The sequence below is a fragment of the Lentzea flava genome (genome assembly GCF_014648475.1).
GTDB classification, from domain to species: Bacteria; Actinomycetota; Actinomycetes; order Mycobacteriales; family Pseudonocardiaceae; genus Lentzea; species Lentzea flava.
This window is the reverse complement of the sequence record NZ_BMRE01000071.1, coordinates 1-21,629: the sequence shown is the minus strand read 5'-3', so window position 1 is coordinate 21,629 and position 21,629 is coordinate 1. Positions and strand designations below refer to the sequence as shown.

The 21,629-nt window shown below is 69.2% G+C and carries 15 protein-coding genes; 7 read left to right on the top strand and 8 right to left on the bottom strand.

All coding sequences use genetic code 11. The features are described 5' to 3' along the window. Positions 1–19 precede the first annotated feature (19 nt). Positions 20–442, top strand: coding sequence for an RICIN domain-containing protein (locus tag IEZ09_RS41385; protein WP_189259324.1), 423 nt, complete (start codon positions 20–22; stop codon positions 440–442). Here IEZ09_RS41385 and pip read toward each other — a convergent pair. After that, a complete protein-coding gene (gene pip / locus IEZ09_RS41380) occupies positions 439–1,380 on the bottom strand; it encodes a prolyl aminopeptidase (RefSeq protein WP_189259323.1) in 942 nt (313 codons plus the stop codon). The genes IEZ09_RS41385 and pip overlap by 4 nt on opposite strands. Positions 1,381–1,398: 18 nt before the next feature. Between pip and IEZ09_RS41375 the strand changes: the two genes are divergently transcribed. Then, entirely contained in the window at positions 1,399–2,256 is an 858-nt protein-coding gene (locus IEZ09_RS41375) for a glutathione S-transferase family protein (RefSeq protein ID WP_189259322.1), read from the top strand. Positions 2,257–2,312: 56 nt separating this feature from the next. Here IEZ09_RS41375 and panB read toward each other — a convergent pair whose 3' ends face one another. After that, positions 2,313–3,167 carry a 3-methyl-2-oxobutanoate hydroxymethyltransferase gene (gene panB / locus IEZ09_RS41370; protein ID WP_189259321.1) on the bottom strand — a complete coding sequence of 285 codons (855 nt, stop codon included), beginning with the start codon at positions 3,165–3,167 and terminating at the stop codon, positions 2,313–2,315. A 117-nt stretch (positions 3,168–3,284) separates the two neighbouring features. Continuing rightward, positions 3,285–4,124: an alpha/beta fold hydrolase gene (locus IEZ09_RS41365; RefSeq protein WP_189259320.1), complete on the bottom strand. Its 840-nt coding sequence runs from the start codon at positions 4,122–4,124 to the stop codon at positions 3,285–3,287. Between IEZ09_RS41365 and lysX the strand changes: the two genes are divergently transcribed. Beyond that, positions 4,086–7,388, top strand: coding sequence for a bifunctional lysylphosphatidylglycerol synthetase/lysine--tRNA ligase LysX (lysX, locus tag IEZ09_RS41360; RefSeq protein ID WP_189259319.1), 3,303 nt, complete (start codon positions 4,086–4,088; stop codon positions 7,386–7,388). The genes IEZ09_RS41365 and lysX overlap by 39 nt on opposite strands. A 7-nt stretch (positions 7,389–7,395) precedes the next feature. On the opposite strand, the gene IEZ09_RS41355 is transcribed toward lysX, so the two are convergent. The 3 genes from IEZ09_RS41355 to IEZ09_RS41345 all read right to left on the bottom strand — a co-directional run bounded on the left by IEZ09_RS41355 (position 7,396) and on the right by IEZ09_RS41345 (position 11,076). Then, complete coding sequence (locus IEZ09_RS41355) at positions 7,396–8,043, bottom strand: response regulator (protein WP_189259335.1); 648 nt, start codon at positions 8,041–8,043, stop codon at positions 7,396–7,398. Between the two features lie 2 nt (positions 8,044–8,045). Beyond that, entirely contained in the window at positions 8,046–9,236 is a 1,191-nt protein-coding gene (locus tag IEZ09_RS41350) for a sensor histidine kinase (RefSeq protein ID WP_189259318.1), read from the bottom strand. 127 nt (positions 9,237–9,363) lie between these two features. Continuing rightward, entirely contained in the window at positions 9,364–11,076 is a 1,713-nt protein-coding gene (locus IEZ09_RS41345; RefSeq protein ID WP_189259317.1) for an NAD+ synthase, read from the bottom strand. 29 nt (positions 11,077–11,105) lie between these two features. On the opposite strand from IEZ09_RS41345, the gene IEZ09_RS41340 reads away from it, so the two are divergent. Continuing rightward, a complete protein-coding gene (locus IEZ09_RS41340; RefSeq protein ID WP_189259316.1) occupies positions 11,106–12,668 on the top strand; it encodes an alpha/beta hydrolase in 1,563 nt (520 codons plus the stop codon). Beyond that, positions 12,668–14,191, top strand: coding sequence for an alpha/beta hydrolase (locus IEZ09_RS41335; protein WP_189259315.1), 1,524 nt, complete (start codon positions 12,668–12,670; stop codon positions 14,189–14,191). Before IEZ09_RS41340 ends, IEZ09_RS41335 begins: the two co-directional genes overlap by 1 nt. Here the strand turns inward: IEZ09_RS41335 and IEZ09_RS41330 are convergent. Together IEZ09_RS41330 and IEZ09_RS41325 are read right to left on the bottom strand one after the other, a co-directional pair. Continuing rightward, positions 14,146–15,660 carry an MFS transporter gene (locus tag IEZ09_RS41330; RefSeq protein WP_189259314.1) on the bottom strand — a complete coding sequence of 505 codons (1,515 nt, stop codon included), beginning with the start codon at positions 15,658–15,660 and terminating at the stop codon, positions 14,146–14,148. The two genes, IEZ09_RS41335 and IEZ09_RS41330, sit on opposite strands and share 46 nt — an antisense overlap. Continuing rightward, on the bottom strand, positions 15,660–16,295 hold the full coding sequence (locus IEZ09_RS41325) for an LppX_LprAFG lipoprotein (protein ID WP_189259313.1): 636 nt from the start codon (positions 16,293–16,295) through the stop codon (positions 15,660–15,662). The genes IEZ09_RS41330 and IEZ09_RS41325 overlap by 1 nt, the downstream gene beginning before the upstream one ends. 41 nt (positions 16,296–16,336) lie before the next feature. Between IEZ09_RS41325 and IEZ09_RS41320 the strand changes: the two genes are divergently transcribed. Both IEZ09_RS41320 and IEZ09_RS41315 read left to right on the top strand, forming a co-directional pair. Next, positions 16,337–17,680 (top strand): glutamine synthetase family protein, encoded by a 1,344-nt coding sequence (locus tag IEZ09_RS41320; RefSeq protein WP_189259312.1) that lies wholly within the window; start codon positions 16,337–16,339, stop codon positions 17,678–17,680. A gap of 19 nt (positions 17,681–17,699) precedes the next feature. Continuing rightward, positions 17,700–21,236, top strand: a complete 3,537-nt coding sequence (locus IEZ09_RS41315) for an FkbM family methyltransferase (RefSeq protein ID WP_189259311.1) — start codon at positions 17,700–17,702, stop codon at positions 21,234–21,236. Positions 21,237–21,629: the final 393 nt, after the last annotated feature.

The following is a 21,629-nucleotide window of genomic DNA, read 5'->3' as shown; positions in this document are numbered from 1 at the left end:
ACGCTGCCAGGATCTCGGCATGGGGAAACTAGCCGCGATCATCGCGACCGCCGCCGCTGTCACGACCTTCACCGCCATCCCGGCGCAGGCCGAGCCGGTGTTCGTCTACCAGCTCGCCGGCACCAGCCGCTGCCTCGCCGACTCCGGCACCGACATCGTGCTGAGGGCCTGCAACGAGCTCGCCGCGGACCAGCAGTGGATCGTCCCGGTCAGCGACGCGGACGTGCCGCACAACGTGGCCACCCGCAAGTGCCTGACCGCCAGCAGCACGGGCAACGTGTCGGGCCAGGTCTGCGGCGCGAGCACCCAGCGCTGGCGCCGCAACCCGCCCACGGGAACGTCCTTCCAGTTCCGCAACATCGCCACCGGCAAGTGCCTGACGGCTCAGGTCACGGTGGCCGCGTGCACCACGTCGAGCGCGAAGTGGGTCGGCCGCCGCTAGTCGCGGAACCGGTCCGTCGCCGCCAGCAGTGCCGCGAGGATGCCGGGCTCGTCGTAGGCGTGCCCGGCGTCCGGCACCAGCACCAGTTCCGACCCCGGCCACGCCTTGTGCAGGTCCCAGGCCGACACCGCGGGCGTCGCGACGTCGTAGCGCCCCTGCACGATCACACCGGGAATGTCCTTCAGCCGCACGGCATCCCGGATCAGCTGGCCTTCCTCGAACCACCCGTTGTTCACGAAGTAGTGGTTCTCGATCCGGGCGAACGCCAGCGCGTACGACGGCACGGCGAACTCCGCCACCAGCTCCGGCCGGGGCAGCAACGTCACGGTCGCGCCCTCCCAGGTGCTCCACGCGACGGCAGCAGGCCCGTGCACCGACGGATCCGGCGAGGACAGCAGCTTCGCGTACAGCTCAACAGGATCGCCGTCGAGTCCGGCGATCGGCTCCATGAACCTCTCCCACAGGTCGGGGAAGAGGTTCGCCGCCCCGCCGCGGTAGTACCAGTCCACTTCGGACGATCGCAGCGTGAAGATCCCGCGCAGCACCAGCTCGGAAACCCGCGACGGATGCGTCTCGGCGTACGCCAGCGCCAGGGTCGAGCCCCACGACCCGCCGAACACCTGCCACCGCGAGATCCCGAGCGACTCCCGCAGCAGTTCCATGTCGGCGACGAGGTGCCACGTCGTGTTCAGCGACAGATCACCCGACGACGAAGCGTGCGGCAACGAACGCCCGCACCCGCGCTGGTCGAACAGGACGATCCGGTAGGCGGCCGGGTCGAACAGGCGGCGGTGCGACGGCGAACACCCGCCGCCGGGGCCGCCGTGCAGGAAGACGACGGGCTTGCCGGCGGGGTTTCCGCACTCCTCCCAGTACACGAGGTTGCCGTCACCGGTGTCCAGGTGACCTGACGCGTGGGGCTCGATCTCCGGGTACATGGGCCTATCGTCGACGACATGGCGCAGTTCACGAAGGAGACCTCGACCACTGGGGCGTTCGTCCGGCAGCCCAACCGCTTCACCGCGCGGCCGGAGCCCGAACCCGGCCGCTACCGGCTCGTCGTCAGCCTCGCCTGCCCGTGGGCGCATCGAGCGATCATCGTCCGCAAGCTGCTGAACCTCGAAGACGCCATCTCGCTCGCGGTCGTCGACCCCATCCGGGACGAACGCGGCTGGCGCTTCCCCGAGACCGACCCCGTCCTCGGCATCGACTTCCTCAAAGAGGCCTACGACAAGGCCGACGAGAACTACGACGGCCGAGTCACCGTCCCCGCGCTCGTCGACAGCACCACGGGGAAGGTCGTCACCAACGACTACCCGCAGATCACGCTGGACTTCAGCCTCCGCTGGCGCCCGGAGAGCACGCTCTACCCCGAGCACCTGCGCGAGGAGATCGACGCCTGGATCGAGCCGATCTTCCACAACGTCAACAACGGCGTCTACAAAGCAGGTTTCGCCACGTCACAGGAGGCCTACGAGGAGGCGTACACGAACCTGTTCGCCGAACTCGACCGCATCGAAGAGCACCTAGGGAAGAACCGGTACCTCGTCGGCGACCAGCTCACCGAGGCCGACATCAGGCTCTGGACCACGCTCGTCCGGTTCGACGCCGTCTACCACGGACACTTCAAATGCAACCGGAACAAGCTGACCGAGATGCCGAACCTGTGGGCCTATGCGAAGCGCCTCTACGCGATGTTCGGCGACACGGTCGACTGGGACCACATCAAGCGCCACTACTACGTGACGCACCACCAGATCAATCCGACCGGCATAGTGCCCGCGGGCCCAGACCCAACAGCCTGGACCCGCTGACGATGAAGGGTCCCTTCTTCCACCTCAAGTGGATGAAGGGACCCTTCATCGTTCAATCAGTGGAACGTGTGCTCGGGACCGGGGAACTGGTGCCCGCGGACCTCGTTCGCGAACTCCGTCGCCGCGCCCAGCATGATGTTGCCGATGTCGGCGTAGCGCTTGACGAACCGGGGCGCCTTGCCGCGGTTCAGGCCCATCATGTCCTGCCACACGAGCACCTGGGCGTCGGTGTCCGGACCGGCGCCGATGCCGACGGTCGGGATGACCAGGTCGTGCGTGATCTGCTTCGCGACCTCGGCGGTCACCATCTCCAGCACGACCGCGAACGCACCGGCCTCCTGCACCGCGAGCGCGTCGCGGACCACGGTGTCGTGGTTCTCGTGACGGCCCTGCACGCGGTAGCCGCCCAGCTGGTGCTCGGACTGCGGGGTGAAGCCGATGTGCGCCATGACCGGGATGCCCGCGGCGGTGATCGCGCGGATGTGCGGCGCGAAGTACGAGCCACCCTCCAGCTTGACCGCGTGCGCCTGGCCTTCCTTCATGAACCGCACGGCGGTCGCCACGGCCTGCTCGACCGACACCTGGTAGGAGCCGAACGGCAGGTCAGCGACCACGAGAGAGCGCTTGACCGAGCGCGTCACCGCGCGTACCAGCGGAATCAGCTCGTCCACCGTGACGGGCAGCGAGGTGTCGTTGCCGTAGACGGTGTTCGACGCGGAGTCGCCGACCAGCAGCACGGGGATACCGGCCTCGTCGAAGATCGAGGCGGTGAAGGTGTCGTACGCGGTGAGCATGGGCCACGGCTCGCCGCGTTCCTTCATCTCACGCAGGTGGTGGACGCGAACCCTCTTGGCGGGGGCCTTCTGGCCTGCTCCGTTGCCGTAGGGCGCGGAAACTTCGGCAGTGGTCATCGTCGACCGTTCCTTTCCTCGAGGCCCGCCTGAGCAGGTCCCCGGGCGCGTTGTGCACGGTTGCCGAACACCAGGGTGACACCGTCAGCCGCAAACCGGTCCCAGATGCGGCTACCGTCACACCGTCGGCAGACCCCTCAGCACCTCTCGGACGGCCATGACCACGGCGTCGGGCCGGTCCATCTGAATCATGTGCCGGCTGCCGGGCACGGGCACGTTGCGTCCCCACGGCACGAGGGCGGCCAACGACCGGTGCTCCGGCCAGATCCGGCGCCCGGCCGTGAGCACCAGAAACGGCACTTCGGGCAGGTCACGACGCTTGCGCAGGCGTTCCAGCGTCGCCACCTGACCGGGGTACGACGCGAGCTCGGCCAGCACCGCCCGCCCCACACCGGGCCTTCGGTAGACCATCTCCACCAGGCCGGCCGGTGCCGGATCGGTCACACCCAGCGTCGAGGCCGCCGTCAGCAGGTTCCGGAACGAGTGCCCGAACCGCCGCGTGAGCCGCGCGCCGAGCCACCGGCTGCCGAACGCCCTGAGCCCCTGAGCGACGACCGCCGACACGTCGAACGGCGCCCCCGCGCCCGGTGTCTCGGTGTCCGGATCGAGCAGCACGAGCCCGTCGACCCGGTGCGGCCGCAACCGCGCGTAGGCCTCGACGTGCATCGACGCCATCGAATGTCCGATCAGGACCGCACGGGGGATGCCGCGCATCACGGCGTCCAGCACGGCCACCTCGCGCGCCAGCGACGGCCCGCGCCGGGCAGGTCCGCTCATCCCCAGCCCAGGCCGGTCGAACACGATCACCCGAGCGTGTGGTTCGAGCAGCCGCACCGTCCGGTCCCAGTCGAACCACGCGCCGCCCAGGCCCGAACTGAGCACGACGACGGGCTGGTCGACACGCCCGGAGGAGGCGACATGCACCCGTCCGGCCGAAGACGAGATCATGGCGGTCATCAGCCGACCTCGGGAGTTGACGTGACACCGGCGTGGAAGTGGAAGACCGCGGGCGCGATCGCGACGGTCGTGCAGCTGGCCGGGGTGCTGTCGCTGCTCCGGCTGATCCTGCCCGAGGACAGCTGGTTCACCGACGTCGCCGACGGCATCGGGTACGTCACCGGCCTGCCGATCGACGGCAACCTCTTCATCGCCATGGTGTTCTTCGTGCTGGGCGCCGCGTTGCGCAGGCACAAGCAGGCAGCGCTGTGGGCGCTGCTGCTCTTCCAGGTCATCGGCCTGGCGCTCGTCGGCTTCATCATGGTCATCTTGGCCGTCGCACCTGAAGAAGTCCTGGAGGAGGGCGAGGAACCGCACTGGGTGTTTCTCGCTGCCGGTGTCGGGACGTCGCTGCTGTTCGTCGCGCTGCTGTGGATCGTGCGGGACGCGTTCCCCGCTCGGCTGGCCCGCGGCGCCTGGCGGCGGGCGCTCACGTCGTTCGTGCTGGGCATGGTCGCGCTGGTGCTCCTCGGCTGGGGCCTCACCGAGGTCTTCCCCGGCAAGCTGGTCGAGCAGCTCGACAAGCTGGCGTGGGCGGCGAACCAGGCGACGGGTGAGGTCGTCCGGCTGGGACGGCTCGACATCCCAGAGGGCCCGCAGTGGCTGAGCGTGCTCCTCGGCCTGGGCGGCACGCTCGTCGCGATCCGCGGCCTCTACGTCTTCTTCCGCGGGGTCCGCACCCAGAACATGATCACGCCGGACGAGGAGCTGGCCGTGCGCCGGCTGCTCGCCGCCGACGGCGAACCGGACTCGCTGGGCTACTTCGCGACGCGGCGCGACAAGAGCGTGGTGTTCGCCGCTTCCGGACGGGCCGCGCTCACGTACCGGGTGATCGGCGGCGTCACGCTGGCGTCGGCCGACCCGATCGGTGACGAGGAAGCCTGGCCGGAGGCCGTGCTGGCGTGGCTGTCGGAGGCGCGCACCTACGGCTGGATGCCGGGTGTTCTGGGCGCTTCGGAACGCGGTGCGCAGGTCTACGCCGACGCCGGGCTGAAGGCGCTGGAGATCGGCGACGAGGCGATTCTGGACGTCCGCGAGTTCAACCTCGCCGGCCCGGAACGCCGCGGCCTGCGGCAGGCGGTGTCCAGGGTCGAACGCGCCGGGTACACCACGCGGGTGCGCAGGCACAGCGAGATCGCGCCGGACGAGATGGCGTCCATTCTGGACCTCGCGCAGGCGTGGCGCGGTGCCGAGACCGAGCGCGGGTTCTCGATGGCGCTGGGGCGCCTGGGAGATCCGAGCGACGGCCGGTGCGTGATGGTCGAGGCCTACGACGCGTCCGGTGCGTTGCGGGGGCTGCTGTCGTTCGTGCCGTGGGGCCGCCGTGGCGTGTCGCTGGACCTGATGCGACGCGACAGGTCGGCGGAGAACGGCCTGAACGAGTACATGGTCGCCCAGCTCGCGGCCGCCGCCGGGCACCTCGGTGTGCAGCGGATCTCGTTGAACTTCGCGATGTTCCGCGCGGTGTTCGAGGAGGGCGAGAAGATCGGCGCGGGCCCGGTGCTGCGGGCGTGGCGGCGGGTGCTGTCGCTCGCGTCGCGGTTCTTCCAGCTGGAGTCGCTCTACCGGTCGAACGCCAAGTACCTGCCCGACTGGGAGCCGCGTTTCCTCTGCTACCAGCGTTCCCGGTCGTTGCCGCAGGTCAGCATCGCCGCCGGGATCGCGGAGGGCTTCGTGCCGTCGCTGCGGTCGTTGCGCAAGCGGGCGCTGCAGAAGACCGACGTGAGCTCCGACTTCGCCGCGCAGGTCGCCGAGATCGACGCGATCAAGGTCGAGCCGAAGCCGGTGCGCAGGCCCGAGCAGGTCAGGGTGCGGATCGCGAAGGTCGAACGGCTCGTGTCCCAGGGCGTCGACCCGTATCCGGTCGGCTTCGAACGCACGGATCTCCTCGCCGCCGCACGGGAACGCTTCGGCGAGGTGGTCTCGGTCACCGGACGCGTGGTGGCGCTGCGGGAGATGGGCAAGCTGTGCTTCGCGCGGCTGCGCGACTTCAGCGGCGAGATCCAGCTGATGCTGACCGTCGACTCGCTCGGCGACGCGCTGGCGTCCTGGAAGTCCGATGTGGACCTCGGCGACCACGTCGGCGTGACCGGCGAGGTGATCAAGTCAGACCACGGCGAGATCTCCGTGCTCGCCACGTCGTGGACGATGACCGCGAAGTGCCTGCACCCGTTGCCGGACAAGCGGAAGGGCTTCACCGACCCGGAGGCCCGCGTCCGCCAGCGCTACCTCGACCTCGTGGTGAACCAGGACTCGGCGGCGTTGCTGAAGCTGCGCAGCGACGTCATCCGCAGCGTGCGCGAGTTCCTGCACTCCCACTCGTACCTCGAGGTGGAGACGCCGATGCTGCAGGCGGTGCACGGCGGCGCGAACGCCAGGCCGTTCGTCACCCACATCAACGCCTACGACATGCGCATGTACCTGCGGATCGCGCCGGAGCTGTACCTGAAGCGGCTGTGCGTGGCGGGCGTGGACCGGGTGTTCGAGCTGAACCGCAACTTCCGCAACGAGGGCGCGGACGCCACGCACAACCCCGAGTTCACGATGCTCGAGGCCTACCAGTCCTACGCGGACTACCGCGCGATGCTCGACCTGGTGCGCACGCTGATCCAGCACGCGGCCCGCGAGGCGTTCGGCGCGGAGGTGGCCCAGCGCCCGGACGGCACGTTCGACCTGTCCGGCGAGTGGCCGGTGATTCCGGTCTACACGGCCGTTTCCGAGGCCCTGGACGCCGTCGTCACGCCGGACACGTCGGTTTCGGAGCTGCGGTCCCTGCTGTCCACGCGAGGCGTCGAGATCAACGAGGACTGGGACCACGGCCAGCTCGTGCAGGAGGCGTACGACTCGTTCGTGGAGCCTTCCACCGTCGGCCCGACGTTCTACATCGACTTCCCGACCTCGGTGTCCCCGCTGACCCGCCAGCACCGCGTCGACCCGCGCCTGGCCGAACGCTGGGACCTCGTCGCGTTCGGCGCGGAGATCGGCACCGCCTACTCGGAGCTGACCGACCCGCTGGAGCAGCGGCGACGGCTGGAGGCGCAGTCGCTGAAGGCCGCGTCCGGAGACGTCGAGGCGATGGAGCTGGACGAGGACTTCCTGCGCGCGCTCGAGCACGGCATGCCGCCGACGGGCGGGCTCGGCATGGGGGTCGACCGGTTGCTGATGATGCTGACCGGCACGTCGATCCGGCAGACCGTGCTGTTCCCGTTCGTCAAGCCCCAGTGAATTCGGCTCAGTGATCGAGGTACGCGAGCACGGCCTGAACGCGCCGGTCACCCGTGCCGTCCTCGGTGTTCAGCCCGAGCTTGAGGAACACGTTGCCCACGTGCTTGTGCACGGCTCCCGCACTGATGACCAACCGTTCCCCGATGGCCGCATTCGACAACCCTTGCGCCATCAGCCCGAGGACCTCACGCTCACGCGGTGACAACACGCTGAGCGCGTCGTCAGCCTTGCGCCGCACCAGCAGCTGCGACACGACCTCGGGATCGAGTGCCGTGCCACCGTCCGCCACGCGGTGCAACGAGTCGAGGAAGTCCGCGACCTTGCCAACGCGTTCCTTGAGCAGATAGCCGACCCCACCACTCGTACCCGCCAACAGCTCGTGCGCGTAGCTCTGCTCGACCCACGCCGACAGCACGAGGACGGCCAGCTTCGGGTGCCGGCGTCGCGCCTCCACGGCCGCCTTGAGCCCCTCGTCGGTGAACGTCGGTGGCATTCGCACGTCGACAACGGCGATGTCCGGCTCGTGCTCGGCCACGGCGTCGAGGAAGTCGTCGGGGTGGTCGGTCGCCGCGGCGACTTCGAGGCCCTCGTTGCGCAACAACAACGTCAGCCCTTCGCGGAGCAACGCGTCGTCCTCGGCGATCACGATGCGCATGGTCACTTCCCAATCGGTAGCACGACGGTGAGCACGGTCGGACCGCCCTCGGGACTGCTGATGCTCGCGCTGCCGTCCAACGCCGCCACCCTGCCGCGAATGCCTTCCAACCCCGTCCCCCGCTTCTCGTCCGCGCCGCCCTTGCCGTCGTCGTGCACGAGGACGACGAGCCGCTCTCCGTCGATCCCCAGACTGACCCACGCGTGCTCGGCCCCGCTGTGCTTGGCCACGTTCGTGAGCGCCTCGGCCACGGCGAAGTAGGCCGCCGCCTCCACCGCCGCGGGCAACCGTCCCACGTGCTCGGCCTGCAGCACACAAGGCACCGGGCACCGCGCCGCCAGCGCCTGGATCGCCCCGTCCAGCCCCAGGTCCTCCAGCACCGGCGGGTGGATGCTGCGCACGACGTTGCGCAGCTCCTCCAGCGCCTCGCCCGCGGCGTCCTGCGCCCGCAGCAACGCCTGCAGCGCGCCGTCCGGGTTCTGCCTGAGCGTCCGTTCCGCGATGCCGAGCATCATCACCACGCCGACCAGCTTGTTCTGCGTGCCGTCGTGCAGGTTCCGCTCGATGCGCCGCAGCTCCGCCCCGTGCGCCTGGAGCGCCGCGGCCCTCGTGGCGACCACCTCGGCCAGCCGCTTCTCCAACGAGGCCCGCGGCGGCGCGAGCAGCGTTCGAGCCCACCGCGCGTCCAGGTCCGCCAGGCGCGGCAGCTGGGTCAGGACCAGCGCGAGCACGATCGCGATCGGCACGCTCAGCAACGCCTTCGCCCACGAGTCGACGTGCACGCCGAACGAGTTCTCGAACCCGCCGGGCACCGCCCACCAGATGAGCGGCACGAACGGCTGCTGCACCAGCGACCCCGGCACCCCGATGGCGATCGCCCCGAACAACGTGCCGAACAGGGCGTGCGTGACCAGCCACATCCCCTCGCGCCGGCTGGCAGGGTCCGCCAGCACGCCCTGCGCCCGGTGCAGCCACGGCCCGTCGAGCGGCGGCGGTGGCGGCACCTCGACGCCGGCGTAGCGCGCGAGGCGCTGCCGGTCGAAGTCCACGATCCGGCGGATGACCGGTGCGGTGATGGGCAGCAACGGCAGGATGACGACGGACAGCAGCAGCACGCCCAGGGCGAGCCACGACGCGATGGCCGTCAGCAGTCCCGTAGCCAGGTAGGCGAACGCCGCCCAGATTCGCTTCACACCGCAAACCTAGCCAGCTGACCTGGTCGCGCGCGGTAGAGCAGGCTCCACTTCAAGGAGTACGCGGGGAGCTTTCGTACTGTCCTACGGCACGCGAGGGCCCCGCGTGCCGTCAGCAAGAGCTGGCTCAGCCCTCGCGCCAGCCGTTGGTGATCGGCAATCGTCGGTCGCGGCCGAACGCCTTGTTCGAGATCTTCGTGCCCGGCGGGTACTGGCGTCGCTTGTACTCGGCCTTGTCCACCATCCGCAGCACGCGGTCGACCAGCTCGGGTGCGAACCCGGCGGCGATCAGGTCGTCGTACCCGCGGTCACCGTCTACGTACTGGGTGAGCAGCGCGTCGAGCAGCTCGTAGTCGGGCAGTGAGTCCGTGTCGACCTGGCCCGGCCGCAGCTCGGCCGACGGGGGCTTGGTGATCGAGTTTTCCGGGATGGGCGGCACCTCGCCGCGCTTCTCCGCCTCGTCGTTGCGCCACCGCGCCAGGCCCCAGACCAGGGTCTTGAACACGTCCTTGATCGGCGCGTAGCCGCCGACCGCGTCGCCGTAGATCGTCGAGTAGCCGACCGCGAGCTCCGACTTGTTGCCCGTTGCCAGCACCAGGTGCCCGTGCTGGTTGGACAACGCCATCAGCAGCATGCCGCGGCAGCGCGCCTGGATGTTCTCCTCGGCCAGACCGGTCAGCTTGAGCTGGTCCACGTAGGTCGACACCATCTCGCCGATGGGCTCGGTGGTGAAGTGCAGGCCGGTCCGCGCGGCCATGTCGGAGGCGTCCGACTTGGAGTGCTCGGACGAGTACGACGAAGGCATCGAGACGCAGTAGACGGAGTCGGGGCCAAGAGCGTCCACGGCCAGTGCCGCGACAACGGCGGAGTCGATGCCACCGGACAGACCGAGCACAACGGACCGGAACCCGTTCTTGTGCACGTAGTCGCGAAGGCCGGTGACCAGCGCGTGCCACACCTCTGCCTCATCGGACAACGGCTCGAACACGCGCGGCGCGGGCAACGGCTCGTACGGAGCGATCGCGTCCGAAACGAACACGCGGCGCACGTAGAAGTCGCCGATCTGCCCCTGCTCGTACGAACCACCGCCAGGCAGGTCGAAGTCCACCAGCATCAGGTGCTCGACGAACTGCGGCGCACGGCCGATGAGCTGCCCATCAGCGGAAACCACCAGCGAGTCGCCGTCGAACACCAGCTCGTCCTGCCCACCGACGAGGTTGCAGTAGGCGAGCGGCGCACCGGCCTCGGCTGCGCGGCGGACCACCAGCGGCAGCCGCAGGTCGTCCTTGTTGCGCTCGTACGGCGAGGCGTTCGGCGAGACGACCAGGTCGACGCCGGCGTCGCCGAGCGCGGTGATCGGGCCGCCGTCCTGCCACAGGTCCTCGCAGATCACCATGCCGACCTCGACACCGTTGATCCGCAGGATGTCCAGCGACGATCCCGGCTTGAAGTACCGCCGCTCGTCGAACACGCCGTAGTTGGGCAGGTGGTGCTTGCTCTGCCGCGCCACGACACGCCCGCCGTGCAGCACCGCCACGGCGTTGCGCGGCCCCACGGAGTCGTGCTCCAGGTACCCGACGACCGCGGTGATGTCGCCCAGGCCGGAGTCGTCCAGCGTGGCCGCCAGCGCCTCCATGGCCTCGGCCGAGGCACGCGCGAACGACGTGCGGATCGCCAGGTCCTCGACCGGGTAGCCGGTCAGCACCATCTCGGGGAAGACCACGAGGTGCGCGCCGCCTTCACGGGCCTTGCGCGTCCACTCCACGACCAACGACGCGTTGCCGGAAAGGTCGCCAACAGTGGCGTTGACCTGGGCGAGCGCAATGCGAAGCTGCGGCATGCCCTCATCATCTCCCATACCATCGGGCTGTGGTCCGTCTCTTGAGCGTGTTGCTCGTCATTCCCCTTCTCGCCTCCTGCACGTCGATCGTCGACGGCACGGCCAAGCCGGGGGTGTCCTTCGAGAAACCCGGTCCTGCCGGGACTGTCCCCGCGGGCCTGGAGAAGTACTACGGCCAGCAGCTCGCCTGGCAGGACTGCGCGCCGTTCGCCACGACCGGGTCGAGCAGGCAGGCCTACGGGAGCAAGCGCGACGTCGAGTGCACCCGGCTGGAGGTCCCGCTCGACTACTCCAAACCGGACGGCGACACCATCACCATCGGCGTCCTGCGGTACAAGGCCACCGGCCAGAAGATCGGGTCGTTGCTGATCAACCCCGGTGGCCCCGGTGCGTCGGGCATGGCGTCGGCGGCCGGCCTGATCTCGGACTACCGCAAGACCGATCTGGCGAAACGCTTCGACCTGATCGGGTTCGACCCGCGGGGCATCGGCGCGAGCGAACCGACGGTCAAGTGCCTCACCGGACCTGAGCGCGATGCCGACCGTTTGGACCTCGACGTTGATACGAGCGCCGAGGGAATCGCCCAAACGGAGCAAGAGAACAAGGCGTATGCCGAGAAGTGTGCCGCCGGGACAAAATTCGGGGCGGCAATGCTCGCCAACTTGGGCACGCGGGACGTAGTTAAGGACATGGATGTCCTCCGCTCTGCGCTCGGCGACGCGAAGCTGAGCTATCTCGGCTACTCGTACGGCACCCGCATAGGTACCGAGTACGCCGAGACCTTCCCCCAGAACGTGCGTGCACTCATCCTCGACGGCGCCGTCGACCCGACCCAGGACCAGCTCGCGTCGCTGGTCGCCCAGGCGGCCGGCTTCCAGAAGGCCTTCGACGAGTTTGTGAAGTGGTGCCGCGAGAAGAAGGACTGCCCCCTCGGGGACGATGCGAACGCGAGCTTCCGCCAGCTCACGACCCCGTTGATCCAGAAGCCGGTCAACGTCGGCAACCGCAAGCTGTCCTACAACGACGCGATCACCGCCACGATCCAGGCGCTGTACTCGGAGCAGCTCTGGCCGTTGCTGCTGGACGGCCTCGACGAGCTGAAGAACGGCAAGGGCGCCACGCTGCTGCGTCTCGCCGACGCGTACCTGGACCGCGATGACCAGGGCAACTACTCGACGATCACGGACGCGTTCAACGCCGTGCACTGCGTCGACGACCCACGGCTGACGGACAAGAACGCGCTGTTGGAGGCCGCGAAGAAGTACAAGCAGGCGGCGCCGTTCCTCGACGACGGCAACCCGCCCGGCGCGGCGCTCGACTCGTGCGCGTTCTGGCCCGCCCCGGTGTCCGGCCGCACCGATCCGCCCAAGGCGGACGGCATCCCGCCGCTGCTGGTCATCTCGACGACCGGTGACCCGGCCACGCCGTACGAGGCGGGCGTGAACCTCGCCAAGGCACTCAACTCCCGGCTGCTCACCTACGAAGGCGTTCAGCACACGGTCTTCCTGCAGGGCGTGCGGTGCGTGGACGACGCCGGCGTGAAGTACCTGATCGACCTGACGTTGCCCGCCGACGGAACCCGGTGTGCCTAATGACGAAGAGGCGATCCCGAGTCACCGCGGCCTTGTTCGCCTTGATCGTCGTGCTCTCCACGTCCACGTCCTACGCGCACATAGACGGTTCCCCCGTCGCCGCGCGCAAGGGCTTGGCGCGCTTCTACGAGCAGGTGCTGTCGTGGGGTGCGTGCCAGCCCTACGCGACTGACGCGAAGAGCAAGGGCCTGTTCGAGCGCGAGGGCATCCAGTGCGCGCGCCTGCAGGTCCCGCTCGACTACGAGCGACCGGACAGCGGGACGATCACCGTCGGTCTGTTGCGCCGGCCCGCCGCCGAACAGGGGCGGCGAGTCGGCTCCCTGGTGGTGAACCCCGGCGGTCCCGGTGGTTCGGGCATGGCGCACGTCGCGAACATGCAGCCGAACAACCCGGTCGGCAAGCGGTTCGACGTGGTGGGCTTCGACCCCCGCGGCGTCGGCGCGAGCCAGCCCCGCGTGCAGTGCCTCACCGACGCGGAACGGGACGCGCAACGCCTGCGCCCCAAGGGGGACACCGCGAACGCCGTGGAGACGGAGAACCGGTACTTCGTCGAGAAGTGCGCCGAACGCAGCGGCATCGACCTGCTGCGCAACGTCGGCACCCGTGACGTCGTGCGGGATGTCGACGTGCTGCGCGCGGCGTTGGGGGAGAAGAAGCTGAGCTACCTCGGCTACTCCTACGGCACGCGCATCGGCACGTTGTACGCCGAGATGTACCCGCGCAACGTGCGCGCGATGGTGCTCGACGGCGCGGTGGCCGTCGAGGGCGACAAGGTGGACGCGGCGGCACGGCAGGCACAGGGCTTCGAGCAGGCGTTCCAGCGGTTCGCGGGCTGGTGCGCCCAGCGCGACTGTCCTATCGGGACGGACAAGAACGCTGCGGAGTCCAGGTTCCGGCAGATGATCGAACCGCTCAAGAAGGCCCCGCTGCCGGTGGGCGAGCGCAAGCTGTCCCACTCGGACGCGAACACCGCGATCATCCAGGCGATGTACTCCGACCGCCTGTGGGAGACCGCGCTGAAGGGCCTGCAGGAGCTCAGGCAGAACAAGGGCAACACCCTGCTGCAGCTCGCCGACCAGTACCTCGGCCGTGCCCAGGACGGCACCTACTCCCGCATCCAGGACGCGTTCGTGGCCATCCGCTGCGTCGACGAACCACCGGTCAAGGACCGCGCCACGCTGGAGTCCAACCGTCGGAGGCTGTTGGAAATCCTCGGCAACGACACGATCCCGACCGACGAGACCGCGCTCGGCCCGTGCGCGTTCTGGCCGGCCCCGCACACGTCGGAACCCCATCCGCCGAACGTGACCGGGTTGCCGCAGGTGCTGGTGATCTCGACGACCGGTGACCCGGCGACGCCGTACCAGTCCGGAGTGGACCTCGCGTCCGCGCTCGGTGCGCGGTTGCTGACCTACAACGGAAACCAGCACACGGCGTTCCTGGCAGGCATCGGCTGCGTGGACGGCGTGGGCACGAACTACCTGGTGGACCTGAGACTGCCGGAGACCGACGCGGTCTGCTGACGCTTGGAGGGGAGGAGGACCGATCCCAGCGCGCCGAGAGCGCAGACGACCGCGGTGATCAGGAAGATCTCGTGGTACTCGGTGAGCAGCGCCTCGGTGAGCCCGCGCTGGTAGGAGGCCATCTGCCGCTCGAACTCGGCCTTCTCGACCCCGAACGGCAGCGGGGTGTTCAGGCCTGCCGTGAGCTCGCGGAACCGGTGGAGTCCCCACGCGGACAACGCCGCCACACCGACGAGCATGCCCGTCATGCGCGCGACGACGACGAACGCCGACGCCACGCCGTGCCTGATGGGCGGCACGACGCGCAGCACGGCACCGGACAACGGCGCGATGACCAGTCCGAGACCGAAACCGGCGATGGCCAGGTCACGCGTCAGCACGAGCCCGCTGACGTCGGCTGGCCACTGCGCGATGAACACGTACGACACCGCAGCGATCGCCAGGCCGCCGAACGACACCCAGCGGTCGCCGAGCCGGGACGCCAGCAGTCCACCGAGGACGGCGCCGATCGGCAACGCGATCAGGAACCGGGTGAGGAGAGCCGCCGCGGCCGCGGAATCCCGGCGCAACACGGTCTGCGCGAACAGCTCCACGTCGACGAGCGTCACCATCAACGCCGCGCCGGCGGCGAGCGACACCCCGAGCACGGCCCAGAACGGCCGCCACCGCACACCCTCGGGATCGATGAGCCGCGCAGCAGCACGCCGTTCCCACAGGAAGAAGCCGACCAGGACGAGCAGCGCCGCCACCAGCACCGGCCAGCCCCACGACGGCAGCACCGACTCGGCGGGCTTCGGGTTGTAGAGCGCCACCACCAGCAGCGACAACGCGAGGGCGAGCAACGCCCCGCCCACGACGTCGATGCGCACCTCACGCCGTGTGTTCGGCACGGTCCGTTGCACGATCACCATCGCGATGACCGCCAACGGGACGTTCACCCAGAACACCCACCGCCAGCTCTGCGGTTCCCACTCCTCGAACAACGGCAACGCGTTGAACAGCGACGCGACACCGATGCCGTACAGCGTGCCGAGGACGGACCCCAGCTCCTGCGCCGCGCCCACCGCCCCGAGGGCCGTCGACCGCCGGTGCTCCTCCCACAGGTCGGCGACCAGCGCCATCGTGACCGGCAGCAACGCGCCACCGGCCAGGCCCTGCACGACCCGTCCGGTGACGAGCAGCGGCACGTCACCGGCCAGAGCCGTGATCACCGACCCGACCAGGAAGCCGAGCAGCGACACCTGCAGCACGAACCGCCGCCCCAGCCGGTCCGACAGCTGCCCGAGCAACGGCATGCCCGCCACGTACCCGAGCAGGTACCCGGTGACGATCGGCGTGGCCTGCTCCAGCTCGTTCACCGCGATGCCGAGGTCGCGGACCATGTCCGTGAGCACACCGACGACGACGTACGCGTCGAGCGCACCCAGGAGCACAGCCGCGCCGGACGCGGCGAGGGCGACTCTTCGCATTACGCGGGCGCCGTGACCGTGACGGGCTTGTCGAAGTCGGTCAGTCCGATGTCGACCTTCTGACCACCCGGCAGCTCGAACAGCGCGCTCTTCAGCTTGTTGTCGCTGCCGAGCGAGAACGTCGACTTCACGTCCGCGGAGATGCCGGGCACGAGACCGGCGGCGACGTCCTTCGGCACCGTCGCCTCGACCACCGACACGTCACCGGACGACTTCGTCTTGGCGTCCTTCGCGCTGGCCAGGACCTTCGCCACGCCCTTGTCGGGGTTCAGGATCGCGGACGGGTCGTACACCTGGCCCGCGAACGCCGCCGGCAGCTTCGTGTACCCGCCGGTCGGGCCCTTGAAGTGCAGGTTTCCGCCGGTCAGCACGTACTCGATCGACAGCAGCTGCCCGCCGAACGTGACCTTCGCGGTGCCCTTCGAGTCACCGGCGGAGGTGAGGTCGCCGTCGGCCTCCTTCACCGGGACGTCCGGGAGCTCACCGTCCACCTTGATGGTGAAGTGGACGGTCTTGACCGAGCGCATCGACTCGGCCGAACGGGAGAGCAACGTCGCACCATCGGGGAGATCTCCACCGGACGTGCAGCTCGTGAGCAGGGCGAGTGCGCAAACCAACAACCAACGGGCGGACATGCGTTGATCGTAGAGAGTCCGGAGCCCTTAAGCTGCGCCCTATGGACCGCCAGCAGGAGTTCGTGCTCCGCACGCTCGAGGAACGCGACATCCGGTTCGTCCGGCTCTGGTTCACCGACGTCCTGGGCTTCTTGAAGTCCGTGGCGGTCGCACCGGCCGAGCTCGAGGGCGCCTTCAGCGAGGGCATCGGGTTCGACGGCTCCGCGATCGAGGGCTTCGCCCGCGTCTACGAATCGGACATGGTCGCGAAGCCGGACCCCGCCACGTTCCAGGTGCTGCCCTGGCAGACGCCGGAGGGGACGAACTACTCGGCGCGCATGTTCTGCGACATCACGATGCCGGACGGCTCCCCGTCGTGGGCCGACCCGCGGCACGTGCTGCGCAGGACGCTGTCGAAGGCGAGCGAGGCCGGGTTCACCTGCTACGTGCACCCGGAGATCGAGTTCTTCCTGCTCAAGGGCCTGCCCGGCGACGGAAGCGAGCCCGAGCCCGCGGACAACGGCGGCTTCTTCGACCAGACTTCGCACGAGACCGCCACGCACTTCCGCCGCCACGCCATCGAGGCGCTGGAGGCGATGGGCATCTCCGTCGAGTTCAGCCACCACGAGGGCGCGCCCGGCCAGCAGGAGATCGACCTGCGCTACGCCGACGCGCTGACGATGGCGGACAACGTCATGACGTTCCGCTACGTGGTGAAGGAGGTCGCGATCACGCAGGGCGTGCGCGCCTCGTTCATGCCGAAGCCCTTCTCCGACCAGCCTGGGTCGGGCATGCACACGCACTTCTCGTTGTTCGAGGGCGACCGCAACGCCTTCCACGACGAGGAAGACCCGTTCCAGCTCAGCGAGATCGGCAAGATGTTCGTCGCCGGTGTGCTGAAGCACGCGCGGGAGATCTCCGGCGTGACGAACCAGTGGGTGAACTCCTACAAGCGCCTCATCGTCGGCGGTGAGGCCCCCACGGCCGTGTGCTGGGGTCACGCGAACCGCTCGGCATTGGTCCGGGTGCCGATGTACTCGCCCGGCAAGGCGTCGTCGCGCCGGGTCGAGATCCGCACGCTGGACTCCGCGTGCAACCCGTACCTGGCGTACTCGGTGATCCTGGCCGCCGGCCTCAAGGGCATCGAGAAGGGCTACGAGCTGCCGCCGCCCGCCGAGGACGACGTGTGGTCGCTCACCGACCGCGAGCGTCGTGCCGCTGGCTACGCGAACCTGCCGCAGAACCTCGGCGAGGCCCTCACCGAGATGGAGAACTCGGAGCTGCTCCCCGAGGCGCTGGGTGAGCACGTCTACGACTTCTTCCTGCGCAACAAGAGGACGGAGTGGGACGCGTACCGTCGAAGCGTCACCCCGTACGAGTTGCGCACTCTTCTTCCCGTGCTGTGAGGCCGATACGTTGCTCTCCGTGACAGAGGTACCCGAGTTCCAGCCGGCGATCTGCGCGTGCACGGTCGCCACGGCGGCGGAACTGCCCGCGGTCAAGGTCCTGTCCAGCTCGTTCCTCGCGGAGCACCCCGAGGGCCGGTTCGTCGCGCTGATCGTGGACGCGCAGCCGGAGCACGCAGGGCCGGGGTTGATCACGCCGCTGGAGATCGGCGTGGCCGAGATCGAGCTGCACGTGCTCGCGACCTCGCTCGACGCCGACGCGTTGAAGGCCGCGATGGTGCCGCGCCTGCTGGAGGCGTTGCTGTCGCAGGGCATGCCCGTGCTGTACCTCGACCCGTGGGTGCAGGTGTTCGGGTCGCTCACGAAGCTCGTGCTGGAGGCGTTGCGCAACGCCCCGGTGGTGCTGTTGCCGCGCACGTTGCGGCCGTTGCCGTCGGACGGTCTGCAGCCGGGGCCCGCCGAGCTGCACGAGCTCGGGGCGTTCGACCCCGGTTTCATCGCGGTCGGTGAGGGCTCTGAGCCCTACCTCTCGTCGCTGGACATGCCGGCGATCGTGCCGCATCACGTCGTGCGCGACGCACGGGTCGGGTTGTCGGCGTGGAACCTGGCGGACCGGCCGTTGCACCGCACCGAGTCGGGGTCGCTGGCCGTGGTCGGTCAGGACCTGCTGACCGTGCACTTCCGCGGGTTCGACCCGCGACGGCCGTGGCTGCTGTCCGCCGACTTCGCGGAACGTCCCCGTGTGCTGCTCTCCGAGCACCCCGAGGTCGCCGAGCTGTGCGCGGCCTACCGCGCTGAGCTGGTGCGATGCGGCTGGACCTCGGCGCAGGTGCCGTACCGGTTCGACTCGCTGGTCGACGGGACGGTGATTCCGTCCGAGCTCCGCGCCGACTACCGGGCCGCGTCGCCGACGCCGTTGCCCGCGTTCGGCGAGGACGGTGGTGGTGGGTTCCTCATCTGGGCGTGCGAGCCGACCGAGAACGGTGGCACCCGGTGGGCCGATGCGGTGTGGCGGGCGGACCCGGCACTGCAGCAGCAGTTCCCGGCACCGTTCGGTGCGGACGCCGATGCCTGGCGCGAGTGGTGCGCGGGGGTCGGCGTGGCTTCCGGGCGCCTGCCCGTGCCCGCCGTGCCGCAGCCGCGGTCGGAAGGTCCGGCGTTGCTGGACCAGCTCGGTGTGTCCGTCGTCGGTTCGGGGCCGTTGTCGGAGCTGATGCTCGCGGCGGCGCGCGCGTCCGGGCTGCCGGTGTCGACGTCCGCCGGATATCCCGTCGTGGTGCGCACCTCTCCGGACGACGAGGTGCCTCCCGGGCGGTTCGTGGTCGAGGTCGCGTTGGACGCCACGGCCGCGGACGACCGCACGGGCGTGAACGAGCTTTGGCTGTCTTCGGACGTGTCGCGTGCTGCTGCCGAACGCATCGGCGGGCCCATCGTGCGTGTGGTGCCCGTGCCGGTGCACGACGTCGGCGCGCGTGAGCACACGTCTGGCGATGTGGTGGTGTTCGCGGCGATCGCGGACCACTCTCTCGACAGGCCCGGCAACGTGCTGGGCGCGGTGTCGGCGTTCCTGAGCGCGTTCCCGGATCGCACCGACGTCGAACTGCGGATCGCGGTGTCCGGGGCGTTCGAGCACCCGGAGGCGGCCGAGCGGCTGCGCCTGGCCACGGCCCCTGACCAGCGGATCTCGTTGGTCGAGGACGAAGACGAAGACGTGTGCCTGACGGCCGATGCCGTGGTGTCGTTGCACCGCGGCGGCGCGGACGACCGGATCGCCTTGCGGCTGGCTCAGTTGGCCGTGCGAGGTGTTCCGATCGTGGCGTCCGGTCATGGCGCCGTGGCCGAGCTGTTCGGCAAGACGGCGGTTCTCGTGCCGTGTCACCAGGGTTCCGAACCCGATGTGCAGGCGGCCTCGCGGTTGCTGCGTTCGCTGGCCGACGACCTGCCGACGGCGGAAGCGCTGGGAGCTGCCGCGCGGGAGCAGGTCCTGTCCGTGCGCTCGGTCTCGCGGGTGGCGGAACTGCTGCGCGAACGCGTCGAGCACTCCTACCGGGGGTGGCGGGCGCGCCGGCCGAAGCCGAAGCCCGAGGTCGACCCGATGCTCGCCTTGCAGTCGGCCAAGCACGCGTTACTACGGCAGCCCAACGTCGACACCGCGCATCGGACGCCGATGGCGCCCGCGTTGCGCAAGGTCGTGTTGCGCGCGTTGGACCACTACGACAACCACATGCGCCAGGTGCTGCACACTCTGATCGACGGGGTCGAGCGCACCGTGGCCGAGCTGGTCGACCGGCAGGACGCGCTGAAGGCCGGCGTCGGCGCGGGCGAGCTGGAGCTGCTGCGTGCCGAGGTCGAGCAGGTCGCGGAACGGCAGTCGCACTTCGGCGACCAGCTGGTCGGGGTCGACGACGGGGTCGTGCGCGTCCGTGCCGACATGGCAGGCCAGGGCCGTCGGCTGCGCGACATCGAGGACGCCGTCGTCGCCGAGGCGGCCAAGCGCGCCAAGGCCACCGACGTGCTGGCGGAGCGGATCGACAAGCTGACCGTGGCCCTCGACCGGACCCTGGACCGGATCGACACGCTGGAGTCCAAGGTCGTCGAGGTGTTCCGCGAGCGCGACTCGCGGCTGGACTCCGCGATCCGTGCCGCCAACCAGGCGCAGCAGACCGCGGACGCGTTGCGTCGCGTGGTGGTGCGTCAGCACGAGGCCGCGGGCGATGCGCCTGAAGTGCGTTCGTCGCTGGTGTTGTGCGACGCGGGCATGATGCGGCTGCCCTCCGACGACGCGTTCATGCTTCCGCTGTTGTCGTCCAACGGCGTGTGGGAGCCGGAGCTCGCCGAGTTGCTCGACTCGGTGCTGGAGCCCGACGGGATCTTCCTCGATGTCGGTGCGTACGTCGGGTATCACTCGATCAGGGTGTTGTCGCGGCTCGGCCTGATGGGTGCCGTGGTCGCCGTCGAGCCGGATGCCTCGGCCGCTGCTCTGCTTCGCCACAACGTCTCCGCGAACCTGCCCGCCGCGGTGGCGTCTCGGCTGACCGTGATCGAGGGTGCGGCGTGGGAGAGCCCCGGCGAGCTGGCGGTGTCGCCGACGCTGACCGGTGGTGTGTCGGTGTCGCCGCTGGCGGCGGACGCGTCTGCCGATGTCGCGCGCGTGCGGGCGGTGCGCCTGGACAAGGAGCTCGACGAGATCTCCTTGGTGCAGGGCATGAAGCTCTCGGTCGTACGGGTGGACACGCCTGGACGAGGTCACCGTGCGCTGGCCGGTCTGGTCCGGCTCCTGCGTCGCGACCGGCCGCACGTGTTCCTGGAGTTCTCGGCGTCGTCGACCGCGGAGTTCGGTGACGATCCGGTGACGGTCCTGAAGGAGTTCGGCATCTGGGGCTACGACCTGGTGCCGCTCGCCACCCGTCAGGCGGCCTCGCCGGACCAGATCGTGAAGGCGATGGAGGGTCTGCGCTCCATCACCCTGTGGCTCCGGCCGCGTCCGGTCGGTGCCAAGCCGGCTGCTCCGACTCCGTCCGTGCCGATCAAGCAGCCCGCTGACCAGGCGATTTGACTTTGATCCTCCCGGTGAGTAACTTTCTTCGAGTCGCAAGCGAGACCCCCGGAACGAGCGGTTGACACCGCGGATCGGGCCGGGTAAAGTATCGCGGCGTCAAACCCCCAGAAGTGAATGAACGGCCTACCGTGCTGTCCGAGATCCGAAAAGACCCCGATTTGACACCGGAAAAGCCACTCAGATAACTTCTGAACCAAGCGAAAAACTGAATGCGAAGCGAGTTTGCGCTGAGCCGAAGAAGCCGGAACGGCCGATTTGACAAGCGAAAAACGAACGAGCTAAGCTTTCAACACAAGCCCCGAGAGAAACTCTCCGGAAACGGAGAATGGAACCGGTGAGCGCGTGTTCTTTGAGAACTCAACAGCGTGCCGAAACACAGCCAGTAATATG